This is a genomic window from Yoonia sp. SS1-5 (assembly GCF_038443705.2).
Taxonomy (GTDB): Bacteria; Pseudomonadota; Alphaproteobacteria; order Rhodobacterales; family Rhodobacteraceae; genus Yoonia; species Yoonia rhodophyticola.
This window is the reverse complement of sequence record NZ_CP151764.2, coordinates 23,921-50,672: the sequence shown is the minus strand read 5'-3', so window position 1 is coordinate 50,672 and position 26,752 is coordinate 23,921. Positions and strand designations below refer to the sequence as shown.

The 26,752-nt window shown below is 56.6% G+C and carries 29 protein-coding genes; 8 read left to right on the top strand and 21 right to left on the bottom strand.

All coding sequences use genetic code 11. From position 1 onward, the window contains the following. Nucleotides 1–11: 11 nt before the first annotated feature. Together mobF and AABB31_RS00255 are read right to left on the bottom strand one after the other, a co-directional pair. Nucleotides 12–2,993, bottom strand: a complete 2,982-nt coding sequence (mobF, locus tag AABB31_RS00260) for a MobF family relaxase (RefSeq protein ID WP_373634746.1) — start codon at nt 2,991–2,993, stop codon at nt 12–14. A gap of 3 nt (nt 2,994–2,996) precedes the next feature. Then, nucleotides 2,997–5,471 (bottom strand): type IV secretion system DNA-binding domain-containing protein, encoded by a 2,475-nt coding sequence (locus AABB31_RS00255; RefSeq protein ID WP_373634745.1) that lies wholly within the window; start codon nt 5,469–5,471, stop codon nt 2,997–2,999. Between AABB31_RS00255 and AABB31_RS00250 the strand changes: the two genes are divergently transcribed. The 6 genes from AABB31_RS00250 to AABB31_RS00225 are packed head-to-tail and all read left to right on the top strand — an operon-like array spanning nt 5,470 to nt 7,909. Further along, nucleotides 5,470–6,039: a DsbA family protein gene (locus tag AABB31_RS00250; protein ID WP_373634744.1), complete on the top strand. Its 570-nt coding sequence runs from the start codon at nt 5,470–5,472 to the stop codon at nt 6,037–6,039. The genes AABB31_RS00255 and AABB31_RS00250 overlap by 2 nt on opposite strands. After that, nucleotides 6,029–6,469: a hypothetical protein gene (locus AABB31_RS00245; protein WP_342075134.1), complete on the top strand. Its 441-nt coding sequence runs from the start codon at nt 6,029–6,031 to the stop codon at nt 6,467–6,469. The genes AABB31_RS00250 and AABB31_RS00245 overlap by 11 nt, the downstream gene beginning before the upstream one ends. Continuing rightward, nucleotides 6,466–6,660 carry a hypothetical protein gene (locus tag AABB31_RS00240; RefSeq protein WP_342075135.1) on the top strand — a complete coding sequence of 65 codons (195 nt, stop codon included), beginning with the start codon at nt 6,466–6,468 and terminating at the stop codon, nt 6,658–6,660. The genes AABB31_RS00245 and AABB31_RS00240 overlap by 4 nt, the downstream gene beginning before the upstream one ends. Then, the gene (locus AABB31_RS00235; protein WP_342075136.1) at nt 6,629–7,168 is read left to right on the top strand and encodes a hypothetical protein; all 540 of its coding nucleotides are present in this window, start codon (nt 6,629–6,631) and stop codon (nt 7,166–7,168) included. The genes AABB31_RS00240 and AABB31_RS00235 overlap by 32 nt, the downstream gene beginning before the upstream one ends. A 4-nt stretch (nt 7,169–7,172) precedes the next feature. After that, nucleotides 7,173–7,445: a hypothetical protein gene (locus AABB31_RS00230; RefSeq protein WP_373634743.1), complete on the top strand. Its 273-nt coding sequence runs from the start codon at nt 7,173–7,175 to the stop codon at nt 7,443–7,445. After that, nucleotides 7,442–7,909, top strand: coding sequence for a hypothetical protein (locus AABB31_RS00225; RefSeq protein ID WP_342075137.1), 468 nt, complete (start codon nt 7,442–7,444; stop codon nt 7,907–7,909). Before AABB31_RS00230 ends, AABB31_RS00225 begins: the two co-directional genes overlap by 4 nt. Nucleotides 7,910–7,992: 83 nt before the next feature. On the opposite strand, the gene AABB31_RS00220 is transcribed toward AABB31_RS00225, so the two are convergent. Together AABB31_RS00220 and AABB31_RS00215 are read right to left on the bottom strand one after the other, a co-directional pair. Further along, a complete protein-coding gene (locus tag AABB31_RS00220; RefSeq protein WP_342075138.1) occupies nt 7,993–8,244 on the bottom strand; it encodes a hypothetical protein in 252 nt (83 codons plus the stop codon). Next, on the bottom strand, nt 8,244–9,491 hold the full coding sequence (locus tag AABB31_RS00215) for a hypothetical protein (protein ID WP_342075139.1): 1,248 nt from the start codon (nt 9,489–9,491) through the stop codon (nt 8,244–8,246). Before AABB31_RS00215 ends, AABB31_RS00220 begins: the two co-directional genes overlap by 1 nt. A gap of 120 nt (nt 9,492–9,611) precedes the next feature. Here AABB31_RS00215 and AABB31_RS00210 point away from each other — a divergent pair, with 120 nt between their 5' ends. Beyond that, on the top strand, nt 9,612–9,797 hold the full coding sequence (locus AABB31_RS00210) for a type II toxin-antitoxin system prevent-host-death family antitoxin (RefSeq protein WP_373634742.1): 186 nt from the start codon (nt 9,612–9,614) through the stop codon (nt 9,795–9,797). A 68-nt stretch (nt 9,798–9,865) separates the two neighbouring features. Here AABB31_RS00210 and AABB31_RS00205 read toward each other — a convergent pair whose 3' ends face one another. The 4 genes from AABB31_RS00205 to AABB31_RS00190 all read right to left on the bottom strand — a co-directional run bounded on the left by AABB31_RS00205 (nt 9,866) and on the right by AABB31_RS00190 (nt 12,234). Then, nucleotides 9,866–10,369 (bottom strand): DUF3592 domain-containing protein, encoded by a 504-nt coding sequence (locus AABB31_RS00205; RefSeq protein ID WP_342075140.1) that lies wholly within the window; start codon nt 10,367–10,369, stop codon nt 9,866–9,868. A gap of 111 nt (nt 10,370–10,480) precedes the next feature. Beyond that, on the bottom strand, nt 10,481–10,810 hold the full coding sequence (locus tag AABB31_RS00200) for a putative quinol monooxygenase (RefSeq protein WP_342075141.1): 330 nt from the start codon (nt 10,808–10,810) through the stop codon (nt 10,481–10,483). A gap of 4 nt (nt 10,811–10,814) precedes the next feature. Then, nucleotides 10,815–11,456: a LysE family transporter gene (locus tag AABB31_RS00195; protein WP_342075142.1), complete on the bottom strand. Its 642-nt coding sequence runs from the start codon at nt 11,454–11,456 to the stop codon at nt 10,815–10,817. Between the two features lie 154 nt (nt 11,457–11,610). Then, nucleotides 11,611–12,234, bottom strand: coding sequence for an autoinducer binding domain-containing protein (locus AABB31_RS00190; protein ID WP_342075143.1), 624 nt, complete (start codon nt 12,232–12,234; stop codon nt 11,611–11,613). A gap of 256 nt (nt 12,235–12,490) precedes the next feature. Here AABB31_RS00190 and AABB31_RS00185 point away from each other — a divergent pair, with 256 nt between their 5' ends. Further along, entirely contained in the window at nt 12,491–12,817 is a 327-nt protein-coding gene (locus tag AABB31_RS00185; protein WP_342075144.1) for a hypothetical protein, read from the top strand. Here AABB31_RS00185 and AABB31_RS00180 read toward each other — a convergent pair. From AABB31_RS00180 to AABB31_RS00120, 13 genes are read right to left on the bottom strand one after another with little or no spacing between them, the layout of a single operon-like run. Then, nucleotides 12,811–16,014, bottom strand: coding sequence for a conjugal transfer protein TraG N-terminal domain-containing protein (locus tag AABB31_RS00180; protein WP_342075145.1), 3,204 nt, complete (start codon nt 16,012–16,014; stop codon nt 12,811–12,813). The genes AABB31_RS00185 and AABB31_RS00180 overlap by 7 nt on opposite strands. Nucleotides 16,015–16,017: 3 nt before the next feature. Next, nucleotides 16,018–17,508 carry a conjugal transfer protein TraH gene (locus tag AABB31_RS00175; RefSeq protein WP_342075146.1) on the bottom strand — a complete coding sequence of 497 codons (1,491 nt, stop codon included), beginning with the start codon at nt 17,506–17,508 and terminating at the stop codon, nt 16,018–16,020. Further along, nucleotides 17,501–18,328, bottom strand: a complete 828-nt coding sequence (locus AABB31_RS00170; protein ID WP_373634741.1) for a conjugal transfer protein TraF — start codon at nt 18,326–18,328, stop codon at nt 17,501–17,503. Before AABB31_RS00170 ends, AABB31_RS00175 begins: the two co-directional genes overlap by 8 nt. Next, nucleotides 18,325–18,726, bottom strand: a complete 402-nt coding sequence (traF, locus tag AABB31_RS00165; RefSeq protein ID WP_342075147.1) for a conjugal transfer protein TraF — start codon at nt 18,724–18,726, stop codon at nt 18,325–18,327. The genes AABB31_RS00170 and traF overlap by 4 nt, the downstream gene beginning before the upstream one ends. A gap of 10 nt (nt 18,727–18,736) precedes the next feature. Beyond that, nucleotides 18,737–20,374: a conjugal transfer protein TraN gene (traN, locus tag AABB31_RS00160; RefSeq protein WP_342075148.1), complete on the bottom strand. Its 1,638-nt coding sequence runs from the start codon at nt 20,372–20,374 to the stop codon at nt 18,737–18,739. Next, nucleotides 20,371–21,087, bottom strand: coding sequence for a type-F conjugative transfer system pilin assembly protein TrbC (gene trbC / locus AABB31_RS00155; protein WP_373634740.1), 717 nt, complete (start codon nt 21,085–21,087; stop codon nt 20,371–20,373). Before trbC ends, traN begins: the two co-directional genes overlap by 4 nt. Next, complete coding sequence (gene traU, locus AABB31_RS00150; protein WP_342075150.1) at nt 21,057–22,058, bottom strand: conjugal transfer pilus assembly protein TraU; 1,002 nt, start codon at nt 22,056–22,058, stop codon at nt 21,057–21,059. The genes trbC and traU overlap by 31 nt, the downstream gene beginning before the upstream one ends. After that, nucleotides 22,055–22,705 (bottom strand): type-F conjugative transfer system protein TraW, encoded by a 651-nt coding sequence (gene traW, locus AABB31_RS00145; RefSeq protein ID WP_342075151.1) that lies wholly within the window; start codon nt 22,703–22,705, stop codon nt 22,055–22,057. The genes traU and traW overlap by 4 nt, the downstream gene beginning before the upstream one ends. Beyond that, nucleotides 22,705–23,220 carry a S26 family signal peptidase gene (locus AABB31_RS00140; RefSeq protein WP_342075152.1) on the bottom strand — a complete coding sequence of 172 codons (516 nt, stop codon included), beginning with the start codon at nt 23,218–23,220 and terminating at the stop codon, nt 22,705–22,707. The genes traW and AABB31_RS00140 overlap by 1 nt, the downstream gene beginning before the upstream one ends. Then, nucleotides 23,217–23,582 (bottom strand): TrbI F-type domain-containing protein, encoded by a 366-nt coding sequence (locus AABB31_RS00135; RefSeq protein WP_342075153.1) that lies wholly within the window; start codon nt 23,580–23,582, stop codon nt 23,217–23,219. The genes AABB31_RS00140 and AABB31_RS00135 overlap by 4 nt, the downstream gene beginning before the upstream one ends. Continuing rightward, entirely contained in the window at nt 23,582–23,827 is a 246-nt protein-coding gene (locus AABB31_RS00130; protein ID WP_342075154.1) for a hypothetical protein, read from the bottom strand. The genes AABB31_RS00135 and AABB31_RS00130 overlap by 1 nt, the downstream gene beginning before the upstream one ends. After that, entirely contained in the window at nt 23,827–26,310 is a 2,484-nt protein-coding gene (locus tag AABB31_RS00125; RefSeq protein WP_373634739.1) for a TraC family protein, read from the bottom strand. The genes AABB31_RS00130 and AABB31_RS00125 overlap by 1 nt, the downstream gene beginning before the upstream one ends. Further along, a complete protein-coding gene (locus AABB31_RS00120) occupies nt 26,310–26,651 on the bottom strand; it encodes a TraV family lipoprotein (RefSeq protein ID WP_342075157.1) in 342 nt (113 codons plus the stop codon). The genes AABB31_RS00125 and AABB31_RS00120 overlap by 1 nt, the downstream gene beginning before the upstream one ends. Between the last annotated feature and the right edge of the window lie 101 nt (nt 26,652–26,752).

Genomic DNA, 26,752 nt, shown 5'->3' with positions numbered 1-26,752 from the left:
GTCTAAACCTCCTATCGGCTGCGTTCGTCCCGTGTCTTTTGGTCCCGCTCGATCTGTGCCTTTGCCTCATCGAGAAGGGACAGCTGTCGGTCCTCTTCCCGGGCGTTCTTGCCGGCTTCTTTTGCGCCGGTTTGGTCGTCGCGATTTGCGTCGCGTGAAGGGTCGTTTTGGACCCAGGATTTTTCCTTTTCTGAGAGCGTGCGGAAGACCTCTTTGGCGGCCTTAACCGCAGCATCTGTCCGAGCTTCATCGGGGGTCTTTTGTCGGTCCTTTTCCTCCGCCAATGCCTCCAGCGCGTTGACCCGTTCGCCGGTATTCCGCGCGATGCGATCGGTGAGTTTGCCGGCGTCATCGGTGACAAGATGGGTCGCATCCCGCATCCTGGAGAGGGCCACATAGAAGGATTTCTGATCGGTCAGTTGTTCGGTTGAGGACATGCCCAGAAGGACCTGATCGACGGTGCTGCCCTGGAAGTCATGGGCTGTGGTCGCATAAGCCAGTTGCATGCCTTTGGCGGCCAGGCTGTCATTGGGAATGGTCAGCCTCTCGCCCTGGGCGGTCTTTACCGTGAATGTCTCAGAGCCGACTTTGATCAGCGTGCCTTCGGCGGAATTAACGATCCCGTTCTCGCGATCCGTGATCTTGAACTTCACCAGATCACCCTGCAGGAACTCTTGTGTCTCAGCGCCAAAGACGATCAACTTCTGGGCCACGCGGCTCTTCCAATGGAGATCGAGCGTGACCGCTTCGCCGTCCGGCGCGGTGAGCGTCAGCTTGCGATCCATGCGGTCTATGCCGGTCACCTCATAGAGGGCGTTTGAGGTCAGACCGGACTCTTTGGCCGCGACCGGTGAGACCACAATGTCCCCCATCTTGTAGCTGCCAATCTCGGAGGCTTCGGCCTGGGTGAAATACTTGGGCGCCAGCGTTGCAAGCTCCACCCGCTCGCCACCAATTGCACCAGACAACCAGAGGCTGTTTTGAATGGTGGCGTTGACCTCATGGCGCAGGGCGTTGGTCAGAACAATCAGACCGGTTGCCTCGCGCTGGTCAGTCGGGAGCGACAGGTATGTCTTGGCAAGCTCGGAGGCGATGGCGGCGCGTTTCTCAGCGGCGTTGTCACCACCCACTTCAGTGATCTCCGAGACCCCTTCCATGGCGCGTGTAATGTCGCCGGAAATGGCGGCCAGAACGGTCTCTTTGCCTGCCTCTGTGCGCTGTCTCTGGATGTCGGACATCAGCGCTGTGGGCATGCCAGCCTCTTGCAGCGAGCGGAAGGCGGAGCCCGCATCAACGGCCTCAAGCTGTTTGATGTCTCCGACCAGAACGGTGCGGGCATAGCCAGCCCCTTCGGCCATCATCAGGACCCGCTGCATGGCTTCAGAGGACAGCATCGAGGCTTCATCCACGACGAGGATCGTGTTGGATTTGTCGCCAAGATTGGCACCGTTCTCATAGCGGACCAAGGCGCTCTGAACAGTCCGGACCTCGGGAACGGCTTCGCCTAGGGCGCTGACGGCTTTGTGGGAAGGCGCGAGTCCGTCAATGCTGTAGCCGCGCGCCTCTGCCATCCGGACGGCTGTGGCCAGCGCATAGGTTTTGCCGGTGCCGGCATAGCCTTGCACACCGACCACACCAGAACGCGACGACAGGGCCAAAGCGACGGCCTCTTTCTGGCCCGCGGTCAGGGACGTGTCAGCAAGCTTCTTTTGAACTGCCGAGTCTGATGTTCGACCGGTCGCGCGGTTGTACATGGTCCGCATGTCCAGAACTTCGCGGTCCTTGAGCGAGGTCATCAAATAGATGTTCTCGCGCTCGGTCCGGACGTTTTGCAGATCGGTCAGGAACTGACCTTCGGGCCGCTCAAGTGTGAAGAGATATCCGTCTTTGACCTGGTGGGCGAGTTCCGCATCAATCGCGCGGGCGGTCACGTTCGGTGCATATTTCATCGCCTTGTCGACCACGGCGGCGCGGGCATAGATTGCATTGCGTTCAGCAAAGTGACTGACAGCATAATTGACTGCGCGGGCAGCAAGTTGATCAGGGTCAGGAATGCGGTCCGGCGAGCGCGGGGTTTGCGCGTCACGCAAAACCTGATCCATGTCGATCCCGAGGGCTTTGACCTCGGCCTCCCAGGCCGCGCGCAACTCACCCCGTTCAACTGGTTTCTTGCTGGCGCGGGTCGCAAGGGCCGCCAATTGGCTGTTGTAGGAGTTGCTCTCCATGCCGCGTTCTTTGAGCGAGGCTTCGATCTCTTTGCGCCGTTTGGAGAACTCATCGATAAGGTTTTGAGGGATGCCCTTGATGTCAAAGAGGCCGTTTTCGCGGGAATAGTTTTGATATCCCAAGGCTTCGAGTTTTTCGGCAAAGGCGTTGCGATAAAGCTGACCCAAAAAGATTGTTGTCGATACACGACCATCGATTCGACCGTTTTGAAAGAACCGGTCATTGGCCATCGAGCGATAGGTCCCGGTGCTGTCTTTCACGATGTTGGTGATGACGGCATGGGAATGGAGTTGCGGGTCGAGCGCGCGTGACGTGTCGTGCTGGAAAATGCCGGCGATAGTCTTGCCGCCGGTCTCGCGGATCAGTTCCCCACTCACCATGCGGCGGGTTTGAATGAGGTTGGCTTCTGCGTAATCAAGCGCCTCCTTCACGGCAGCCGTGTGGGCCGCGATGATCCTTGTGTCGCCACCGATCAGGGCTGCGATTGAGACGCCTTTGGGGGCTGAGAAGGTCAGGTCGAGGCCCGCGCGGTGTTGGCGTTCGCCGTTGCGATACCGTCCCAATGTGCGTCCATCGGGTGTTTGGCCATCCAGAAGATCAGCAAAACGGGCGTCATCGATCTGCCCGGTCAGTTGGGCCTCTTCTGCGGCTTTGCCGTGATAAATGGCGGACTGTTCTGCCTCAGGGGATCCTGCAATGTAGTAGCCCTCGGATTGATAGTATCCGCTTGCCGCCTGTCCCGCGCTGAGTGTGCCAATCGAGAGCATGGATCATGGCCGCCAGTGGCAGGACGGAACCCAGCTGTCCGGGAACGGAAGTTGCGCCTGGGCGGGCAGGGGCTCTTCCTGATCGTTCGGTGGTGGTGGCGAGAGGTCCCGGGGGTCAGGATCAGGCAGACCATCGTCATGCGGGGATATCCCTCGCATTGGACCGGGTGTCGGAATATCGTGTTGCTCTGGCTCAACGGATTTGGCCTTGGTTGTATCAGGCTTGGCCTTCGGCTTGGGCGGTTGGCCAGTGTTGCGCATCAACCCTTCTGTGCCGAGCACGAGCGGCTTGATATGAGACGGGGGAACACCTGCATCTGTGGCCTCTTCGAAATGGGCAAAGTAAACCGCAAAGCGGGGATGGGGGCCTGCTGTATCCTCAAAGTCGATATCCGTGCAGTCAAAATGCACGCGGCACCACTCGTGAAAGCGTGTGACGATATCGCCGTTCTCTTGTGCGCGAGCTTCGCGGACGCGGTCCTGAATCGGAAAGTCCTGCTGACCAAACGCGGTCCCCATATAGGGAAGAAACGAGGGCTGGGTTTCCTCGATATCGACCAGTTTCATAGTGATCGGCGCTGTCGGTGAATCGTAGGCGAACTTGAGATAGGCTTGGAACTGCGGCAGGTTTTGGATCTCGGCCGGAGAGACAACTGAGCGCTCAACGCGTTGCGAGGTAAAGCCGACGCCGTCGCGGGCGGCATGGGCGCCAACGGAGATGTTCGAGTTTGCCTCCCATTGATCCATATTGCCTAGAGTTTCTGAGCAAAGCTTTGCGGTACGAAAATCCGGCGTGTTGAAAACGATGCGGTTGTTAGTCGTGCCCGCGATACTCTGTGCGGCTTCGCGGCCATAGATATCCTCAAGCTGGCTGTAGACCTGATAGCCCAGCACAAACGCGCCGCCATATTGCCGGATCTCGGCCAGAGAGGAGACGAGGCAGGGCAGACGGTTCAGGGATGGTACTTCATCCATGAAGAAGTAGCAGCGCGGCTCCGGCGCGCGTCCAAGCGACATGAGCGCATTTGCGGCGATCTCAAGAATGGCCGAGATGAGATTGCGCGTCGCCGCCGCGTGTTCGGCATCCGCGGTCAGGAAGAGAAATGAGGGTTTATCGTCGGCAACCCATTCCCGAATGGAAATGCGTTCTCCGTCGTCGCGCAAGAACTCCAGAAAGCGCAGGTCTGAAATCAGATTGGCGCGGATGGATTGCGCGGTCTTTTCAATCTCCTCGTTGAAGAAGTGTTTGCCGGGTGTCGCGCCAATGAGTTTGGACAGCTCAGAGGCATCCATGCGCATCACATAGTCAATCAACGCTTTGGTGGTGCGGGGACCTTTCTTGTAAAGCTCGCTGGCGGCATAGTCGAACACGATCCGTGCGGATTGCGACCAGAAGGGATCGCTGGCAGCCCCGCGATGCTCCGGGATCATCACTTCGGCCATCTGCGTGAACGAGGCTTCGTCCAGAACGTCGTCAAAGAGGTTCCAGGAGCGGGACCTGTTATCGAACGGGTTGAAGATATGGTCGCGGGTCTCGTCATAAAAGCGCGAGACGAAGGACCCTGTCCGGTCGTAGATGATCGCGCGGCCGCCATTTTCGCGGATGGTCTCCAGCATTTCTGCCATCGCATTGGTCTTGCCAACCCCGACGGTGCCATAAAGGCAGGTCTGGGCTTCCACCGCATTGGGCGGGAAGGGTATGCCGCCAATGGTGAGCGGCTTGGCTTTCTTCCGACCCTTGTGCGTCTTGTGGTAGGTCCGCCAGCGCAACTCACTCCACTGCTTGAGCTGACGGGCCGTGACGAGGCGCGCGCCGCGGACAAATTCGTTCTCCTTGATCCGGCTGCCAGCCCGGAAAAAGACAAACAGCGACACGATCCCGCCGATAATTGCTGGGATGACCGAGAGCCGGGATGCCGAGAAGATCCGCTCAAAGAAGCCGTCGCGCACACTGCGATAGGTTGTATTGCGATAGAGATCGACCGCATCGACGGTCACAAGCTGTCCGTTCAGATCCTGGAACGTATAGGGGCGGTTAAACCCGTTGTTGTCGAGCACGCCGCGCTCGGCCATCTCATAGTAGATCGCGATACGCATCTCGGCGGCGTTGTAGGACGAAAGCACCAGATAGAGGAACGTTGCGATATAGAGGACCGCCGCCACGACCAGCGAGAACTTCACCACCTGTGCTCCCATGCGCCACCAATGGTGCGTGGTTTGACCTCCACGGATGAGTGTTGACGCGGAATTGATAGATCGTGACATTTTCGCCCCCCGAAAACGTTCTGAAATATGAGTCTTTCTTATACTGTCAATATGTGCCAATAAGTAAAGATGGCAATTTATGGGGGCTGAAATGCGACGTTTATGGCTTGTTTTCTTCGTTGTGGCGACGACCGCACAGGCGGAAGAGCGATCATTTGAAGATCGGGTGCTCGCGGTGATTCTTGAGAATCCTGGGATCATCTTGATCGCCATGGAGCGGCTCGAGGAAGAGCGGTTGGCACTCGCCGCGCAAGAGCAAGTGACGCGAATTGCCGCCAAATCTGACCTGTTGTTTGCAGACGAGGCGATCCGTATCGTTGAGTTCGTCGACTACCGTTGTGGGTATTGTGCGAGAGGCGCAGCGGACGTCGCCACTCTCTCAGAGGTGGAACAGCGCGCGATCAGGATTGTCGAGCTGCCAATCTTGGGAGAGGCCTCAACTGATTTGGCAAAAGTCGCACTGGGCGTTCGCAACACCGCCGGAGAGGACGCTTATCGGGCATTCCATTTTGCGGTCTTTGAACGGGCGGGTAGGGTTGGCAGTCGGGCCTTGGCGTTGCGGCTTGCGGAAGAGCTTGGTCACGACAGGGCTGCGATTGATCGCGCGTCTCTGGCCCCTGATGTGGCTGAGGAGATCAACCGGAACCTCGCTCTGGCGCGCAGCCTTGGCATATCGGGAACACCTGCCTTTGTGTCCCCCACCAAGCTGCATGAGGGGCTCATGGAGCTCGCAGAGCTCCGGCAAATCATCAACGACGAGGAGAAACCCAATGACCAATAGGCTTGTTCTGATGGCTGCCTTCCTGGCGGTTTCAGCCTGCAGCGTTCCGGCACTAGGACCGCAGCAAACAACCGGGCCGCGCGCAGCAGTTGATGCGACCACGCTGGCGCTCAGTTGCTCTGCGCTGACAACGCGCAACAACCGGATCGGTGTCCGTTTGTCGGAACTCGAGCGTCAATCGCAGGCCCAAGCGCGGCAAGCGGCGGTGACCGATGCGGTTGTCGGGATTGGGCTGGGTGCCGTTCTCGGTGTTGGCGCGCAAGGTGGTGTCAGCGGGTTGCGGACCGCGTCGGCAACCATTCAGGGTGTGGAAGCTGTGCGTGCGGCAGAGCGCGGCAATGCGTCTATGCAAAACGTGACAGATGTTTTGGCTTTGGCTGGGCGGTCTGTCGAGTTGCAACGCGCGATGATCGAGAAGGGCTGCCCATGAATGTGATTAACGTTGATCTTGCGCCAACCCCGGACGACATTCTTGATGATCCGGTCTATTCCGATTGGCTGAAGGCGGCCGTTCAGGACATGCTCGAGCGTGATCCGGAAACAGCATTCAACGATGCAGAGGAACTGCGCAATGTCATGGAGCGCCGCTATGCAGAAACCGTTGTCCCAAAAGACGACTGACGGCTGGGCCGAGGCGCAGCTCCTGATTGCCTTCCATAAAGACCCACGCGGCAAACAACGCGCGCAGGCGAAGCCCTGGGCTCCGCGCAAGGGAGTTGGGCGTATCCATGAAGATCCTGCCGTCCAGGAGACGTTCGTTGAAGTACGACCATCAGATGAGGATGGTGATCCCTTGCAGATCAAACTGCGCCGCGAAGAAATCGTGGTCACACGTGAAAACTCAATCGGATGGAAGGGTGTGGTCTTGCGGGAGGCGAGTCTGGAAATTGGACTTGGAGATGTGCGGGTTTCTATCAACATGTTCGGAGGTTTGACATGGGATGATGGCTGCGCGCAGACCATCATTGATCCCGACGGAACAGTGGTGAAACTGACACCGTTGGCACGTTCGGGCATGAGCCGGGACGGTTTGAGCATGACCCGCCTGACAGACGATGCAATGGCTGCGATTTCCGATAAGGGCGTGGTCTTGCGCAAGCGTCGGGTCGAAACCGATATGGAGAAATGAGAAGGTGGCGCGTGAATACTTCGAGATTGTCTTCACCGATGGCAGGGTTGAACCAATTCCGTCAAAGTATCTGGCGGGCGTTCTCTACGGGATTACGCGGCTGGAGCAGACGCCGGTACTGCCACTTCTCGGCGTTGATGTTATCAGAGAGGTGTCCGGGAGGCCTCTTTGGCCCTCGTCTGCTATCGTGTCGCGGCGCGAGCACAAACAGAACTCTGAGGATGAATTGACCCAAGCCAAACAGGTACAAAGTAGCACAACGGAGAGTCAAAAATGAACTGGACCAATCTGAACCCCGACATCATCAGTTTTGGCACATTCGTGGCGATCATCTACCTCGCAATCTCCGGTTCCTTAGGAAATGTGTTGTGGTCTGTTACGCTGGTTCGCGGGCTGGTGAGTGTCCTGCGCGATCGCGAGGCGGATCAAACGTCAAAGCCAGCGACCAGAAGCCAGGCCATCCAGAACGATCGTCGGCAATCCCTAGCCTTGATATTGCTTGGCGCAGTCATTGTTGGGCTCTTCTTAGCGGGCACTGCGTTCTATGTCGCCTCTGGCACTCCTTTTGAACTTGCGGTCGGTATGGGAATGGGCATCGCACTCGTCCCTTTGGCCTATTTTTTTGCTATTGCTGCGACCTTGCTCGGCGGTATTGTGATCGCCTTGATGACAGCACTTGTATGCATGCGCATAGCTCGACAGCTCGGGCGGACCGAGATTGGGTCGAACAGAAAGCGATAGACCAATTGACATTGGGCTGACGTGCACAACTGTGGAGTTACCATTGTTGTCGTGCTGCTTGTCTCGATTGGCGTCACGCCCCTTCATGCAAGGCCAGCAACAAAGCCCTCTGTATCGCCCGTATGACTGAGCGCAATCCGAATGCGACCATTGCATCCGCGGTTTACGCAGAACAGATTGCGCTCAACTTCATCAAGGTAATCATAGGCCATGCCCTGGCGTGTCGCGAGCTCATGGACATTGGGGTAGCGCGAGTGACCGCATTCCTGGCACGTTGCCTCGAGCTTCTGCGACTTGTCCAAATCAACCAGCTGAATTTCCGTTTTCCATGACATCACCAAAAGTCCTCCGAGTTAGGTATGCGTGTGTAAGAAATTTTGCCGCCTAGGTGCCCGCCCTTTGGAGGAATCCAGGGGCCTCGCGTCACAAGTGATTTGCTGTATTTGCGATTGAGGTGATCGATGGCTTTGGAGAGCCGTTCTTCGTTCCGCCGCTCAACATCATCATCCAAAAGCATGTCCAGTTGGCGCTGATCAGCAATACTGAGGTCTCCAAGAGTAACACCGACGCGGACGACCTTGAGATGCTTTGGCATGATAAGCTCAAGCCGCAACCAGACTGTCCGCAACGCGGTGAGGACCGCATGATCGTCAGATACGATCGGCAGCTTCTGTTGGTCGCCAAAGCTATGCTCGAACCCCTGACACCAGACCATCAGGCGACTGGCGTAGTAGCCAGCGGTACGCATCCGGCGGGCCGCCTTGACCAAAAGCATGCGGGCAATTGAAAAGGCATTCACCATCGAGCGCATATCGGGAGGTAGCACGCGGCCATGGCCAAACATGCCGCGTTCGGATTTACCGGCCTGAATGTCATAGCCATGCAGCGCATACCAAAGGCGTTCGCCAGAGACATTCCGCCAGATCTTCCGCATATGCTTGGGCTCAAGACGCAAGAGGTCTTCCATATTGAAGATACCGTTTGCGCCCAAACGGCGTTCCATCCGTGATCCAATGCCAGGGATGTCGTCAAAGGGCAGGGGATGAAGCACATTCGGCAGGTCATTAGGATGCCAGATGGTCGTGCCATTTGGCTTGTCTTGCTTGCCGGCAATCTTGGCCAGATGCCGGTTTGGAGCAAACCCAATCGAACATGTGATGTAGGGCCCAACATAGCGCGAGATACGGTCTTTGATTTGTGCGGACAGTCGTTCTGGGTCCAAACGTTGGTGTCGGTCGAGCCGACAGGTCAGTTCATCAATGGATTTGACGGCATCGATCGGAAGGACCGCGCCGATTTCGGCGAGTAGCGTGTTGTGCGCGCGACGGTAAAGATCTGGGGTTTGCGGCACCAGAATGAGGCCAGGGCATATTCGTTTGGCATCCGCGACATTCATCACATTCTTGACACCAAATTGCTTGGCCTCGCTCGATGCGGCAATCACGCAGGTTGTTTTGACACCTTCGAACGGAACGATCCCAATGGGTTTTCCGCGCAGGGCAGGGCGTGCCTGTTGTTCGACGGAGGCGAAGAATCCGTCAAAGTCCAAGTAGAGCCGTTCTATGGTTTCTGGTTTGCGCATCGTTCTCGCTTATGGTGTGAGAACAAAGACAGAACATTTTTCTTGAGTGGTCAATGTCATCTGCGCTAAGAACAGCGCGCGGATTGCGCGAAATCCAGATTCTGCGAAAGGAAATTTTTGGTGTCACCGCCGTCTCGCCCTGTTCCCGCTGCCACGTTTGGCCGCAACTTCGGCCGTTACAAGGACGAAGCGATCGCGCGCGGCGTTGTGGAGGTTTCGAGTAATGGCCGGCCAGTCGGTGCCTATCTGTCTCAGGAGGAGTATGAGCGGTTTTGCAAATTGAAGCGGCGTAGTGAGGATGATTAGTCGCTGACATGTACGCGAGATGCATCCTCGAATGGAGCCAGAATGCAGTCAGGAGAGAATGCCAGTGCCTACCTGCGATATGTCGGTTGAACGCGGCCGGTGAGGATAAGAAAGATCATGAGTGCGACACCAAGCATCAACGCCGATCCGAACAGATAAATGAACACGAACCCGCCGCCGCCACTTATGAGAACAGCATCTGAAGGGTTTGCCGGATCGTAGTACACCGCAACGCTGCTCCCGCCGGTTTGCGTTGCGAGTGACTTGATAGCTTCGTCCCGTGATGTCGTTATCGTGCCGTCCACTTTGAAGTTCGTTTCGGGACCAAATGCGATCCGACCACCTGAAAAATTGGTTCCGTCCACAGTGTAGCGGTACTGGACGAAGGCAGTGCGTGTGTATGTCTGACCTGAACCGCTTGTCTCAAATCCGGCGGAGACAACCGTGCCATCAACTCTGGGCCAAGACCTACTTTCTTTTGCGGCAAATGCTTGTTCGATCCCCAACCAGGCCAGCCACACAGCACCAAGCAAAAGGCCTAGCACACAGAAGATCATAAACAGCTTATGCATTGCGAAGAGTTTTCACCAATTTTGGATCACACCGCAAGCGTCGGGTGTCTGGATTGAACCCAGACTACTGGAATGCTGCGCCGTGGCTAATGTCCGCTCTGAAAGAACGGGTCAATCGACATAAGGGACGAATGGGACCCGTTCCCGCCGCTCGACCTTCGGTAGCAACTCTTCTACGGCGCTTCGGAAATGAGCGGACTCATTATGTGCATCCCATCCAGCCGCATCCTTGTAGAGTTCGTACACAAAGAAAGCGTTTTGATCCGTTGGAGACCGATAAGGCATAAAGAACTTCACGCCCGCCTCAGCCATCGTCGGTTCAATCAATCGCTCCAAGATGTCGGCGACGGCATCTGCCTCACCCTCCTTCGCGACGATGTTAATGGCCACGACGAACCCATCATTCAAGTTGGCCGCAGCGGTCTCGGGATAGTGCGTCATGTGGTCAGCTCCTGCTCGTCAGGAGTCGCAAACCAGCAAGTGCGAAGAATGCGCCGAGGACACCTTGAATGACACGGCGGGCCTTGCCGTAGACGCGCACCATAATTGGGGTGGAGAATGCAACCGCGTAGAGAAGGTGAATGATGATCGAGAGCGCGAAGGTGCCCAGAACGATCATGGCTCCAACCCAAAGCGGTGCGCCTTCCTGCAGACCAAGTGAGATGATCGCAATCCAAGCAAGTGCCGCTTTTGGGTTCGTCATTTGGATGATGTAACCGCGCTGGAAATAACCGAACGGTGTGCGGCGACCTCCGGCCAGTTCCTTTGCCTCAATGTCATGGCTTGAGGCTGCCGATTTGAAGGACTTGTAGGCCAGCCAAAGCAGATAGAGCCCGCCGAAAATCTTGATAAACAGCAGTGCCGAGGCGTAGGTCGCCAGGACGGCCGAAAGCCCAAACACCGTCAGCAGAGCCCACGTAAACGATCCGGTCGCAACGCCCATGGCAAGTGACATACCTGAGGCGCGGTTCACACTCATCGAGGTTCCTATGACAGCAAGGATGTTCGGCCCCGGACTGGCGATGGCGAGAAGAAAGGCCGAGTAGGCCAGAAGAATACCTGGGAGATAAAGCGAAATGTCTTGCATGGTCTGGCCTTTCGTCGCGCTAATTTGTTCTTACTATGTTCTACTACAGGCAATCTGGCAAACCATTTCGCGTTCGCTACAGCGGACATCGGTGCAGCCGCAGCGAAGGTCGGCTTCGTCCCGCATCGCTGTCATTGAAGATCGCAAGCACCAACTACAACAGTCCATGCTCTTGAGCCCGTCGAATTGCCTCGGCAGTCGTCCGCGCAAAGAGCCGCTCCCTTGCAGTTTTCAACCGCGCCTTGAAGGCGCTCTCGGAAATGCCAAGCATAGCCGCTGCGGACGACGTTCTATGGCCAGCAGCTACCATCCGCAAAGCCATCTGTTGCGCGAGTGTCAAAGACGTTGACGGGGTAGCGACCTGATGAAGGTCGCTCACCACTTTCTGGATGGTTGCAATTTCATCGTCTGTGAATTCGCGATCCGCCCTCGCAAATCCACCGATACTTCGTGAAGAAGATGAGCCATGGCTGACCGCGACACCGAAACGAAGTCCATACACAGCGGCTTGACCGAGAATGTCGTGCGGGTCTGGGTGGTTGAGCGTGCTCCATCTTTCTGTACCAGTTTTGGACATGCCCCAGGATACAATTGGGTCGCAGACCAGATACCCCCGCTCAGTGTAGTACTCGATCCAATCAGAACGATAGGTCTGCATCAGGATGCGTGCTGAAGCGAAGCGTAAATGGAGCGCGAGAGAGTATCCTTCAGGCGAGAGGGACTTCAGCTGTGCGAGGCCTTGCTCATAAACTGATCTTTCTTGATTGCCAGACGTCATTGGCTCCATTGGCAATCCAACATTGCTCGGCGCAGGCCGATCATGCGGAACAGCTTTACATTTCAAAAATCCCACAGGACCAGCGATGTGAGTGAAACGCTCGGGCGCTGATCAATCTCATTCTTTGCACAAAGGATTGATTCGAGTCGACCGCGCAGATCTTTGATGCGGCCGTCGAGTATGCACTCAGCCGATTTTCTGCTATACTGTGAGCATGTTCGAAGCACAGACCAAATAACGCCGTGATGCGTCCGAGATGTCGGAGGAACGTCGTTTCTTCAACATGCAGCGTGCTGTGCTTGGAGCATTGGTTTTCCCTGTTTTCCCATATCTGATTGGTGCTCTGGCGAACGGTCCGGGCCTTGGCAAAGATGCTGTTGGGTTTGGCGTTGCAATGCTCGCGTGTGGTGTTCTGGGGTTCATCACCGGGGGACGATCTGGCGATTCTGAACCGTCTGATGATGAGATTGCGCGTGCTCAACAGCAATTCCACGAGGATGAACGAGATCGCGACACACGCGACGCAGCCATGGGTTGGGGTTCTCATCAAAGCCCATTCGGTTCCGGTCGAGATTTTCACTGATTGGCACGGCCTCTTTGATAGGCTGCGGCAAACCCGCTATCAGCGCTTGCCGATGTGCGGTCTGGGCCCCAGAATGCCTCGGTGCCGCCACCGACATGCAGTCCCCACTCATAGTGACCGATGCCGGGGTTTTGGCGAGCGCTGAGCTGGATCATGGCGGCATAGAGCGCTGGATCCTCGGAAGGGGCCACACGTTCGCCGTTTCGGGTCAGGGTGAAGTCCACCGCATTGCCATGGTCATGTCTGTGAGAGCCGGTACGATTGGATCCAAAGGACGGCTGACCGGCTGACGTGATAACGACGCCGATATCGTTGCCGAGGATGTGGGCATTCTGAGAAATATTTTGAACAAGTTCGGTTCGCGGCGCCTGAACACGGACTTTGCCACCAAGGTCGTAGCTGATGTTGGGAGCGCGATAAAAACCTGCGGCATCTACTGTGCCTTGCATTCCGCTGGGCGTCGGTGCGCCGGACGAAGGTTCGTCGGCGAGCGGGGTCAGGTTAAAGATGCTTTGATCTTGGGCGCGGGAGTTCCGCAGTGCCTGTTCAGCGGCGCGTTCCTGAATACTCGCGCTGCCTTCGACCGTTGAGGGCAGGTTGTTCGAACCGCGCAATATCGTCATTTGGTTCTGCAGAGACTGATCCGCAAAGCCTTCCCACATTGATGTGCGGGCATCATGAACGTCCCCGGGGTCTGTTCTTGGCGCGCCTGGGTTGTTGGGCGCAGGAATGTCGGTGCCAAAGACGGGTGCGATGGACGGACCAGTGACTGCACGTGCATATTGATCACTAAACTCGCTGCGTAGTGCGGCCGCAGCTTCAGGTGAGGAGCGACCGTTGAGGACACCGGCTGCCTGTGTGGGGCTCATGCCTTTGTGGTCGATCATCCAGTCAACGAAGGGGGCAGAGAGATCAACGCGATTGTCAACGAACTGGGTTTGCGCGCGATCGGCGGCTTCGGAGTAGCTCGAAGAGGCCCGCCGATAGACTTCTGCGCTTCTGGCTTCCCGGGACAGATCATCAATTGTATCCCGAAACCCTTTGTCCCCGACTGTATTCAGTGACCCTGTTTCAGAAGATGAATACTCACGCGACGCGCGAGACAGATCACTGACGGCGGTGTCCATGTTCTGGGACTGTGCCGAGGTGATCATGGCTTCGAAGTTCTCTTGGGTGACACCACGTCTTTGAAGATTGCTTTTGACGCCGGCGGAGAAGTTTGCCCAGAGGGCACGCCCTGACACACCTGCCTGCGCGTAAAGCCCGACATCAAAGGCCGTTTGTCTTGATACGCTGTGTTGTTCAGCGAATTGATCAATGACGGATATCGAATTCGATAGCGTTTCGCGTTCCTCAGCAGAGATGCTCAAGCCTCGTCCATTTGAGAAGGATTCGCCTTGCTGAAGTGACTGCATGAAAGAGCTTGTGCGCGACGACAGCCGGTTGTGGGTTTGCTCAAAGCTGTTTCGGAATGCCTCGCCACGTTCCATCGCCTCGGATGCCTGCGAGCGCAGTGAGCCAACGACAGAATTTCCAAGGGCGATATTTGTCGCTGTGTTTACCCTCGAACTGCCGCCATCAATGCCGACAGTGCCGTTGGGGTTGTAGGTAATCAGAGAGCCGTCACTGGCATAGGAGGAGGATCTGCCAGTATCGGTGAATGGTGATGTAACGGTTCGGTTTGCTGAGACATTGTCATAGCTCGCATTGTTGCGGGCATAGTTGTCCATGCTCAGATTGCGGAAGGTCCTGTTGCCGACAGATGCATTTGCATAAGCTAGGTTGCCGGTTGCCATCTCACGACCGGTTTCTGCGGCAGCACTTTGAGAAACAGCTAGCATCGATGTCGCAAGACCGACCATGCGCTGAGTTCCCCAGAAAATCGCGGCTGCGACGAAGGGGATCGACATCATCAGATAGCCCGCCATTACGGCGACGTCCTGACCCACGGAGTAGACCCCAAAGTGATTGGCCCAGTTCATGATACTGTCTGTGTAGGCACCAGAGGTGGATGCAGATGTGATTGTCTGGAAGCGCTCGGCCGTCGCATTCATCATCAGGGAATGCAGGATGGCAGACAGTGGCTCCCAGGATGCAAGCCACACGAAGCCGCCGAAGTAGCCGCGAATGACGCTGAGACAGAGCGGTGTCATCATGAGAGCTAATGCGATTGGAAAAGCACCATAGTAAAGGTTCTCAAAGACGATCTTGAGGTAAGGGACCCAGGACAACGCATTGGCTCCGACGGCCTGATAGCTGGAGCGCGTTTGGACCTCGGCGCGTGCCGATTGCAGGTGCTGCAGTGCTGCGGCATTGCCGGTCGCTGAAATCCCGCGATTGGCTGCATCATCAAAGGCCGCGATCAACATCGCCTGCTTGATATGTTGCTCGGCCGATGTGGAGGCATAGCCTGCGAAAGGCGCAAAGTCGGAGATGGTGTTTCTAATGTCTGCAATCGCGGCGGGCGCATTTGGACCCTGGAAAGCTGACGCGGCCTGAGCAGCAATGACCGTATCCACTTCAGTGTTGATGCTTGAGACGATGTCCGCCCAACCGTCTGCACAATTCCGGGTCGTGCGTGTGATCGTGTCATAATAAGCAAGGGACGCCGGGAGGTTGGCCCCAATTGTGGTTTCCAGGTTGCCAGAGCGCGTGACGACATCTGGTGCGATGTAGCGCAGATCAACAGCGTCGATGACGCATTGATCCATAAAGTTGGTCAAGTTTTCATGGATGGTCGAGGTGACCGAGCGCCAGCGCGCAGATTTGGTCATGAGCGTTGCGCCAAAGAGCATACCGTGCCGCTGATATGCCATGTTGGTAGGCGGGGAGAACAAGGTTTCAATTTGCCGGGTCAGTGCATTGCTGACGCTGGAGGTGGCTGAGCCAATATAGGCCACGGATGTGGGCACATTGCTGACGGTTTGGGACCAGAGTGGCCCTTTGGTGCTGTCAAAGATGATGACATCAGACCGATCAACCACGCTCAGAGCGCCGACGAGTGCGATCATGACATAAGTCTTGATGGCCATCCGCAGATCGCCATTGAACATCACTTGGAATACTAAGATGACCATGCCAACCATCAGACCAATGGCAACCAACGCACGCGCATTATTGGTGTTAAAGAAGGCGGCCACAGCGTTCAGGGTTGTAACCAGATAGTCGCCACCTCCTGTCGTGTAGATTTCCAGCATGTCTCAGAACTCCACGACTTGTGTCGCGAGCCATCCAGCGCGTTCACCCGAAAGCGCCGACTTGATGGACATCAGCCGGGTGAGGGTGGCGACGGCATCTGCAAAACGTTCCGCGGCTTCCCGGCGCATGGCGGTGAAGTTGGCATAGCTGTCGGTGACCTGTTTGCGGTAATCACTGATCTGGTCTCCAAGCCCCTCTGTGTTGGAGGCAAGCTTGAGCATCTCTTCGAGCGCTTCGCGCGTGTAGAGCATTGCAAAATCGATCGCGACAAGCTCCGCCATCAGAGCGATCTCATCTCCGACAAACTCATACTTGTAAGATCGCGCGGTCTTCAAAATCTCATACACCGGCACCGACGTCATACCGATGAGACCTGGTGCGGCGGCCGGCAAGGCCGTGTCGTTTGCAAGCGCCGTGTTGATGCCTTCGAGGATTTCGGAGACGCGCGCGTAGAGTGCTTGGTTCGCGGGCAAGGTGATCGTTGTATAAGATGGATTGAGGCAGCGGTCTTGGGGGTCGGAGTTGCAGCGCAAGACTTCCATTGTGCCACCTTCGACCATGGTCCGGATCATCTCCGACGAGAACGCGCGAGGTGGGTAGTTCACATGGGTACGTGGGGTATCATCGTCAGGCGCGCCAACGACGATAATTGTGCCGGTGACGGTCATGAAGAACTCGGCCAGATCATCGTCGGCCACCAGAAACGAGTTTTTCCGGCTGGCCTTCCAAGCGTAGTTCACATCGACAGGGATTTGCGCGTCTATGTCGGGCGTCGCGCCATTGGCGAGTGTGCTCGCGTGATCCCCGCCGGTGCCGCATCCATGCCGCGCGCGGGCGCGGTCAGCTACCAACCCACTTGCCGTGGCGATAGACTGACAGATGTGTTGGGAAGCAGCATCGGTCTTGGGCCAGATGCTTGAAACCAGAAGCTGGCCGGTTTCGCAGGAATTGATATTCATCGAATTGACTTGCTGTGCGAGGTCGCGAAGCTTGCCAACAACTTCCTGAACCGCCGGGGAGAGGCTTTCGAGGGCCAACTCAAAGGCAAACCCTGCGGCGTTGGCCATGATCGCTTCCATCATGGCAATGAGCTCTTGGGCCGACAGGTAGGAGAACGAGCCTGCAAAGATGTCGATCCCGCCGCAGCCAGAGCGGACACTTGGCAGTTGGATGTTTGCGATTTGGCTGTTGCGAGGCTGCGTGCGGACATAAAGCGATCCGAGCGAAATATACCCAGCACGTTGGCCTTGATACGCAGACGGGTGGGTGACATTTGCGCCGCCGCCAGAGCGGTTCCAGAAGTCCAGAAGATCGGAGGCCATGTCGGCTTTCGAAGGAGTCGCGGTCGCGATGATCGCAGCGGCGGAGAGGTACTTCAGAGCCCTCAAACTCTTCCAGTTGAAAATGGATCGCTTGGTCGCTGCCTTTCCCTGCGGTTGAACGCGAAGAGCGATAGCTGACGTTTCAAGAAAAACTGGGAGGGCCTTAATCATTGTAGAGTTCTCCTTCTGGAATACTGGTAATGATCCGCACGCGATCGAGGATGATGTCCTGGGTCATCAAGCCCGCGCCAATGAGGTCAACGGCGTTTGATCTTGGTTCGACAAGGGCCAGAAACGGCGAGGGAACTTCTTCGAGGCCCATATTTGCAATCTGGCCCTGATCGGGCAGGCTTTCAGGGAACGTCGGAAGGGAAACGCCGTCGCGAGTCACGGCCAGAACGGCAACTCCATATTGATCCGTGAGTTGGCGCAGCACCTCCCCTTGGGTTTCGCACACAAGACACGTGCCCGCTCCCTCGTAGACGAACATCAATGCGCGTTCGGACGTCGCGTTCGTGAAGGCCGCTTCGCGCTCAACATCAAGGTTGTCCTGAAGCAGGTTTTCCCCGATCGCGCTGAGTGGCCGGGAGACGTTGGCGTCCAATGAGGGATTGGAGAAAAGAGAGCGCTGCCAGACCTCAGTGAAGAGACCCGCTTGCCTCACCATGGCGGCCTGGGCCTGCATATAGGCCTGCACGTTTTCGGTCGAAGGCTCGAGGATAGCGCGATGCTTTAGTTCATCCAGATCGCGTCGATACTCTTCAATCTGCTCGGTATAGGTTTTGGTGGGCGCCGGAGGCGGCGGCGGGGGATCCACCGCCGGGACCTCCGGCACCTCTTCTTCCACTGCGGCTGGATCACAGTAGAAGTTGAAGCCGCGCGTGCGTGTGTCATCACATGAAAACCCGCGTAGCGGTGTTTGCGGTGACCCATCGGCAAGCGCAGGCGTGCTCATGATGAGCGCAAAGACTATGATCAGTGGCGCCTTCACATCGCCGCCGATTGCTGCAACGCATGCGATAGGCGCAGAATGTAGCGACGCGGATTGCGTACGCCGCCAACGACATGGGTCACTTGATCAAGGTTGGCGTTGTAGACCAAAACCTGCGGCACAGACCGAAAGTGAGCCGTCAATGGGTGTGCATGCCCATCCTGGAACCGCACAAATGGCGGCACAGGACGTCTGTCCATCGACGCCAACATGACATCTGCGACACCTGCATCTGAGAGCTGTTTCAAGACGGGTGCAATAGATTGGCAATAGGGGCAGGTGCTTTGTGCAACAAATATCAAGCCGAGCTGGTTTCCGGCGGCTTTCGCGCGGCGCGCGGGCAGCAAGAGTGAAGCGGGCAGGCCAAGCATCATGGAGCGGCGGGACATTTTCTTCATAGTTGCTCTCCTATGGCTGCAAGCTAAGATTTGCGGTGTTGGCTTGAATGATGCCGATGAGGGTTTGCTGATCGGGGACCGCGACATTGGCGAGCATGTCGCCGAAGACGGAGGTCAGATCGATCTGTTCCCAATCAATCGCTTCCATCTCAGCCTGAGTGAGGCCACGGCATTCAAAGCGACCGTGCAACTGATGCTGGGCCTGGAAAGACACCTCGCGCGCAATGCGGTTGTTGAATATGCAGTACCGGCGGGCGCGTTCGCGACAGAAGAACAGGGCGCGACGGCGACAATAGGTCGTGACATAGACGGCGCGGCCTGCCTGTTGCGCGGCAACGAGTTCAAGCTCGTGTTGGCGGCATTGGGTGAAGACGCCAAGAGCCCAGCCATTGTCGGAACAACAATTGTATGAGCCGAGAATGCCGACACGACAGTAGTTGGTATTGGAGTTGAAATAGGACAGCTCGAAGTTGCTGGAATTTGGTGTGGCAGCCATCGTCCATTCATTGGCCATATTGTTCAGCAGATCGACCGAGGCGAGCGCCATTGGCATATCGCTGTTGGTTTCTTGCGGTATTGACTGACAATGACCGGCCACACAGACATTCACGTCCTGACATGACGATGAAAAGTCGGTGCCTTGGCCGGTGCCACATTGGTAAGTGTCTTCATAGGCACCGCAGACACCATCAGGCGTTGTGAGGTAGCAGCTTGACGCCTGTAAGCTGCAGGATGGATCGTTCTGGAATGGTTGGCAGTCCGTCGACGAGTAGGTACTGGCACCGCACTCATATGTGGTGACCTGAGTGGTGCAATTGACTGGGACAAGCTGGCCGTTGACGTCTTCGACTGATGGGCCGGACGTGCAGGTGGTGGTGCCGGCGCCGCAACTTTGAGCGCTGAAAGAGGGATCACAGCTGGTGACCCACGAGGTAATCGGTTGACCCCAGGTCGTCGCGCCAATCTGTGGGGCAGTGAAGGCCAAGGGCGCATCGCTGGAACAGGAATGTTCGGCAATCTCTTCAATGCAGACGCCATTGATGTCCTGCAAATTGCAATAGCGCTGCGTCTCTGTGCAAAGGGATGAGGCTTGCAGTGCGTCACAGGACGCACCTGTTGGCGTCACATGACATTCATATGTTTCAGTGCGGATGACAGTGATGTTGAGCTGGCTTGTGCAACTTGCCGAGAAGACATCGCGGGTACGTTGGCAGGTGCGCTCAAAAATCGGTGAGTTCGCAAAATTGGTCACAGTACATTGGCCGAAGCCGGAGGAGGAGAAGGGGTTGGAATTCATGAAGGCCATCGGATCATTCGCAACCTGATCTGAGACATCCAGGTGCTGCGGATTGGCTGATTGAACGCTCCACGGCACTGCATTGGTGTTGAAGTTCTGGAAGGCCCGACCTTCAGTTGTGCTTGTCGATGCCGCTGCAACGTTGCCGACCGTCGGCAAGGTTTGAGCATTCTCGTTGCTGAGCGGATGGTTTGGATCGACGGGGATTTGCAGCAGGTTTTGGGCGTCAGGAACAGTGTAGCCATTGAAAGTTTGCGCATTGGACAGCGCATTCTCTGCACGTTGCACATGGCTGTCAGCCTGGGCCGCGCCAGCAAGTGCGAGGCTGCAAAGCAAGAAGAGGCGTTTCATTGGCCAGCCTCCAGAATGGCGCGGGCAGGGGCCGCGTGATCCGCATTGCCTTTGGCGATGATGTCCAAGAGGGAGACCAATGGGATGTTCCCGGCGACGCGATCATGGGGTGGGGTTGCGTCGTCTGCACAACCGGAGGTCTCGCAAACATCAAGATCGACAGTCGTTGAGATGAGGGTAGGAACGGCCGTGACATCGAAACGATCGAAGAGCGTTGGATCGATGATGAAGCCATTGCTGATGCTTTCGTCTTCATAGAGCGCGTGGACACGGATCTCGGTTTCGGCAACCGAGTTCTGGACAAAACCGTTGAAGACAACCGGCACACCAAGGCGGTCGGCCTCTTGCAGATAGACCTTCAGAGAGGGATCTGGGATGGAAAATGACGCAAAGAGAAAGACACCGCCGGGATAGCGCTCTTCGGTATCAACCAACCTTTCCAGATCAGCTTCGCCTGCGTTCAAAAGCTCGCGCACACGGCCATTTTCTAGGCTTTGCAAGGCACGTTCAGCAATATCGTCCGGCAGATCGAAGTCTTGCTCAATGATCTGCAATCGAGACTTCAGATCCTCGCCAATCGCTGCCGCTTCACCGAGCCTTTCATCAATAAGATGTCCGTGAGTAGTGGCATCCGGCATTGACTGCGCGACAGCGATTGTGGGGAGGAACAGTAAGGTGGATATCAGAGCGCGCAACAATTTCTCTTCCTCCAAAGCAAGTAGCCAAAGGATTCACCGACATAGGGAACCTCTCTCAGGCGGTCGTAGAATTGCGTTGAGGCCCCGAGTGGCGCGCCTGCGTAGCGACCAGACGTCATCGGGAAGGGCCGCGTGATTTGGCGGCGGTATTGGCTTTTGCGGATGAGCGGTGCGATCCGGCTTTGACAAAGTGCCGATGAAGACGCGGTTTGACGTGCCAGAAGCAGACGATGCATGCGGGCAAGCGTTTTGGCTGTGACTACGGACGAGGCTTGCACGCCGCCGATGTGGTTGTTGGCATCACCCGTGACGGGATAGAGCGATCCCGAACACCCGTCACACCAAAAAAGTTGGTCGATTGGTAAATTGCCGGATGAGGCAACGGCGCAATCGGCGGCGCAGGCGGCCTGGGCAACTGGGTTGGCAAACAGAAGCGCTTCGGGATTGAGCAAAGTGGTAAGCTCGGCATCCATCCAGAGCGGGTCAATTTCGCTCATCCAGGCAAGATCAAAGGCTGTCGTATCGAGGCAGAGTCCGTCGATGGCTGTGCCGAGCATCGAGATCAGCGGGTAATAGTAATAGTGGACATGCCACTTTGAGCCATTGTCGCCTCCGGCCCGGGAGTTGGCGCTGGTCTTGCCGCGCGAGAAGAGACCAAAATCAACATCAAACCCAAGATTGGTAAAGCACCCGGTTTCATTGGCGACATCAACGAGACGTGCGGGTTCCCATATGCCAATGGAGAGACCAATGCGGGGCAGGGGAAACCCTGGGCACAGACAAATTGGAAAGGCCTGGTTCGGCGTGTCTGGACGTGATGTTCCGAGATTGATCGACAGAGCACCGACCGAGATTGGGAAAATACAATCCCAACAGACTTCCGTGATGGGGTTCAGAAACCGCGCGTTGCACTTTGCTGAGGTGGCGGTAGCGGTCAGCGTGAGCGCAATGGCTGCTGCCGAGAGGATCTTCATGAGAGCTTTCATTGTGCCTCCACCTGTCTGATCGGTACGGGGATTTCTTCGACCAACATGACGGGATCCATGCGGCTGACGACGGCAGGAACGACGGTCAGGCCAAATCGCTCGGTGAGCATGCCGCCTTGATCGAAGTAGAAGAGAACCTGGTTTGCTTCCGTCAAATCGAGAGGCGCGCCATTGACCAGAATAATCTTCACGGGTTCGGCCGCTGCCGCCTCCACCGCGAACTGCACCTGGTCAGGGTCATCGCCGTTGATGAAGATGAGCCGACGATTGAACCGGCTGTGATCGAGCGGGTTTATCCGAGTGCCAGCCCGCGCAAAGACGACGCCGCGATGATCGGCAAGATCGCGATCCAGTGTGATCGACAGATCGACCTCGTAGCTGTTGTAGACCTCTGTAGTCCCAAGGCCGAGGACGGGGTGAGGGCGATGGATACGGGCCCGCGCTGTAGCCTTCATCTCCTCTTCCATTTGGGCCAACTCGCCATTGCCCTCCATTTCGGACAGGCGGACATAGATGGTCTCAAGGATCGAGGGTTCTTCGACTGGCCAAAGCGCGCCAAACACACCGTAGTCTGCCGCATGGACTTGGGTTGTAACGAAAGCCGTTGATGCGACCACGGTTAACAACAGGGTGCGAGGATACAGCATCAGTTTCTCCAGTCCGGAGCCCAGAGTACGGCAATGCCGCGTCCCAGAAGTTGATCGGCGTGAATGAGACCGATGGTGGCGTACCGGCTGTCGAGGCTTTTGTCGGCAGTGCCAAAAAGGGCGTAGTGATCTTCAGGAATGACACCTGGGGCAATTGCGGGAAGGATCGGAGCACCATCCTTTTCGAAGAGCGGAAAGCACTCATCGTCATCGATGCAAGGATTGCCCTGGTCATCATAAGTGATTTCGTCGCCGGGCATGCCGCCAATCAGCTTGACGAAATGATAGCCCGAAAATTTTACCTGAAGCGGTTCCGGCATCTGCGCGCTGACCACCGCGCCCTTGTGCAACAGAATGGGCGTGTCGAGCATCAGGAAAGCCGGTTCATCCAGCGAGTCTGAAGCGTTCATCACGATATCGACGTGATCGAGGAAGTAGATGCAAAGGCATCCAAAGGTCAGCAGAATCCAGGAGGCAATGCGGCGGACGAGGCCGATATCGTGGGGCGCGCTCATTGGCTCAATCCCAGGGAAGCGAGCATTTCAGGCGTCACATCGCGTGTGCCACCAAGGACGGCGGCGGAATTGACGACGATAACACCGCGCTCTCGGGCGAAGGTCGCGATCACACCGTCCAAATTGGCGTTCAGAGATCGAATGCGCTGCTGAAGATCTTCTTCCGAGATACCGGGATCCTGTGCAGCAACAAATCCCATGACCATATTCGCAGCATCAATTGAGACGATTTCCGGGGCGTGTAAGAGCCCATAGCGGTCCATGATCGTGAGAGTGATCGCGACATTGATGGCTGTCAGTACGACAGCAGATACGGTGATACCGATCAGGGTACCGAAGAAGGGTTTGGACGGCTCAGACATCAACTACCCTCCGTTGCTGCAAGAGGTTTTGAACCGGCATTGATATTGGTTGCCCAGACCGACACGCTGATCATGAGGCTGAGTGAGAAGACTGAGATCCCAAAGACCCATTCATGCGTTGTTGGAAGACCAAGCTCGCGGGCGAGTGCGTGGAAGATGAGTACGAGGCCAAAAGACAAGATCGCCATGATTGCCCAGTAGCTCGCAAGGATTTTTAGGCGGAGTGTCTGCATAGGGTCGCGCATCAGAGCGTTCCCCCATTTTCGACCATGATCTCCAGAGCCTCACCCATATCGAGACCGCGGCCTTCGGTGAGTTGCTTCAGGCGCGCGACCGTCTCACCTGTGGTCGAGTAGATCGCCAGTGAATAGGGATCGAGAATAAGGCGGCCAAAGACCCAGCCATCTGGCCCGCGAATGCCGAGTTCTGAAAACTGCCCCTTGGCCGAGATCAGGGACTTAAGCGAGTGTGCAACCCCTTCCGGGGCATTCAGCTTGCCACTTGCAACGAGCTGATCGATCACCTCGGGCTTCTGAGCAAGGAATACTGTCCAGTCGCTGTTCTGATAACAGACAAGGGCCGCCTGATTGTCGTAATAGTCTTCCAGCGATTGCGTCCCGGTGATCAGGGAACCTGTGTATTTCCGCGCGCGGCGGACCACACCTTCAAGGAAGTTGGCTGTTCCGGCACCGCCAAGCATGTCCCAGGCCTCATCAATGAGGATGGCGACCCGCTCAGAACGATCTGTCTTAAACATCAACTCCGTGCCGAGAAACATGATCACCTGCAGAACAACGGCCTCAAGGTCCTTTTGGGATTTCAGTTCCGAGAGTTCGAACACCGTGAATGTGCTCTCGATGGAGACATTGGCTTTGCCATCAAACATGTCGCCATAGGTGCCGCCACGGGCATAGCGTTTGAGTTTGGTCACCACATCGCGCAGGCGTGGATCTTCTTCAATCTGTCCCGCCAGGATGTCGACGACATCTGTGACGCAACCATCGTTACCTTTGCCATCCCACACTTCTGCGCAGGCGCGCTCGATAAATTCCTCTTCAATGTCACCGACGCGGCCCTCGCGCTGCTCGCCAAGGTTGGCCATGGTGGAGACCACGCGTGTGATCAGGTTGAGAGCGTCGGCGCGGTACTCGATGTTATCCATGGACGTGCTGCTGACCATGGAGAATGGGTTGAGTTTGAAATCGCCTGTGTTGCCAATCCCGAGCCAGTCGCCGCCCAGGACATCGCAGGTGCTTTTGAACGAATAGCCATCGTCAATGACAAGCACCCGACCGCCACCTGAGTAGATGGAAGTGACAAGCTCTTGCATGAAGACGGATTTGCCCGAACCGGACTTGCCAACAACCGAGACGTTGTAATTGCCTGAGGATTCAAAGTTGTCCCAGTCATACATTTGGCCCTGACGTCCAACGAGCAAAAGCCCTCTGTTTGAATGGAAACCCGACCATTCGCCATGCAATGGTGCGAGCGCTGTGACTGCAGCTGCCTTGCGTTTCTTCACGCGGCTGGCCCGTCTCAGATCAGCCATCAAGCCCTTGTTGGCTTGGAAAGGTAGACCGGACAGAAAGACCGGTAATTGCAGGAAGCTGTCCTGCTCGAGTGTGATGTTGCACATCACCATGATCTTTTTCATCTCAGCGAGAGCTGCCGCGCTTTCCTCAACATCACCGCGCGCATAGGCAGAGACAGTGGTCACGGTTTCAAAGAGACGTTCGCCACGTTCCAACTCCGCGTGCAGGGTTTCGAACTCTTCGTCCCGCTGACCGAGGTCGGACATGTACTTGCCGAACTTGGTCGATTTGGCGTGTTCGAGTTTGGCCCGTTTGGTGACCAATTCTGACAGTGAGGTTTGGCTCGGACGCGCGCGGGCGACCAATGACATCAGAACCGGACCGTGTGGGCTGTCCTCCGGATGATCGGGAGAGCCATTGAACAGCATGCCCATGGCGGCCGACCATTCGCGTGGCACCATACGAACCGTCGCGGAGGAGACGGAAAGCTCGGGAGAATTCAGGAATGACATTCCGTCCCGCGCGACGGCAAGCCCCGCACCGGGGACCTGGTAGTTGATTGGGACCTCTTCATCGTAGCCCAGCGGTTCGCCTGATGAGGTACCCCGGCTGTGCAGCATCTCGGAGAGGATTTCGAGGAAGCTCTCAGGACGGACATTCAAACAGTGCGTCTCTCCCCCCAGGGCGAGGACCAGATTGCGCCGGAATTCCTTGAGGTCTTTGAGATGATTGGTGCTTGGGTCGCCATCGAGCCACCCGGCCACAAGGATTCTGCGCCGATGTGGTACGCATTTGACGATGCCATCCGCCCCGTAGCGGATGTTGTTGAAATGGGCCATGCGCCGCTCAACCATGCGGCTCATCAAAGGGGTTTGCACAAAACGATGGTTGGACCAGGAGATCAGTGCTGGCGTCAGATTGGGTGATGCCCAGGAAATGAACTGGATCGTGCCGTCAGCCGGGCAGTAGCTTGTGATCGCGGTCTGCAATGTTCTGAAGACATCGGCACCAATGACCGGTGGGATTTCCAACAGGAATCCGACTGTCCCTTCATTGTAAAAGAGGTTCTCTTGCGGCTCGTAGACGCGATAGGTCAGGAGGTCCGACAGAACATGATCGACATATTGCTGCCGCTCGTCAGCAGTCATGGGCACATCATCCAAGACCGATGATAGGAATTGGGAGATGAAACTCATTACTTCTGCTCCCAGCGTGCGGAGCGGACAACGAACTGAACAGTGGAGCCTTCATGGACGAGCCCACCCGCGCCCATGTAGGGGGCGACAAACATGCGACCGGTTTTTTCGGCCAAACGCACGCCAGTGCCCGGCACAATACCAGCGGTCCGTGGTGCCGCCGCCGCTTGTGTCACCGTGGCGGCGCGTGTTGGATGCGTGGCCGGTGCGCGTCCGTCCACATCAGAGATGGAGTGACAAGGCTGGCCTTCCTGAGCACCGCACAGAAAGTCGCGTTCCGTGTTGGGTTGTGCGCAAGCTGTCAGCGTCACCAAAGCGAGGGCGATCATACGTCTGTTCATGGCTGGACCTCATTGAAATAGCTGGGGAGAAGCGGCGCGCAGAACTCCTTGACGGCTTGGCTGCTGCAGCCTGCGAGCGAAGAAATCAGGATGGCGAGAAG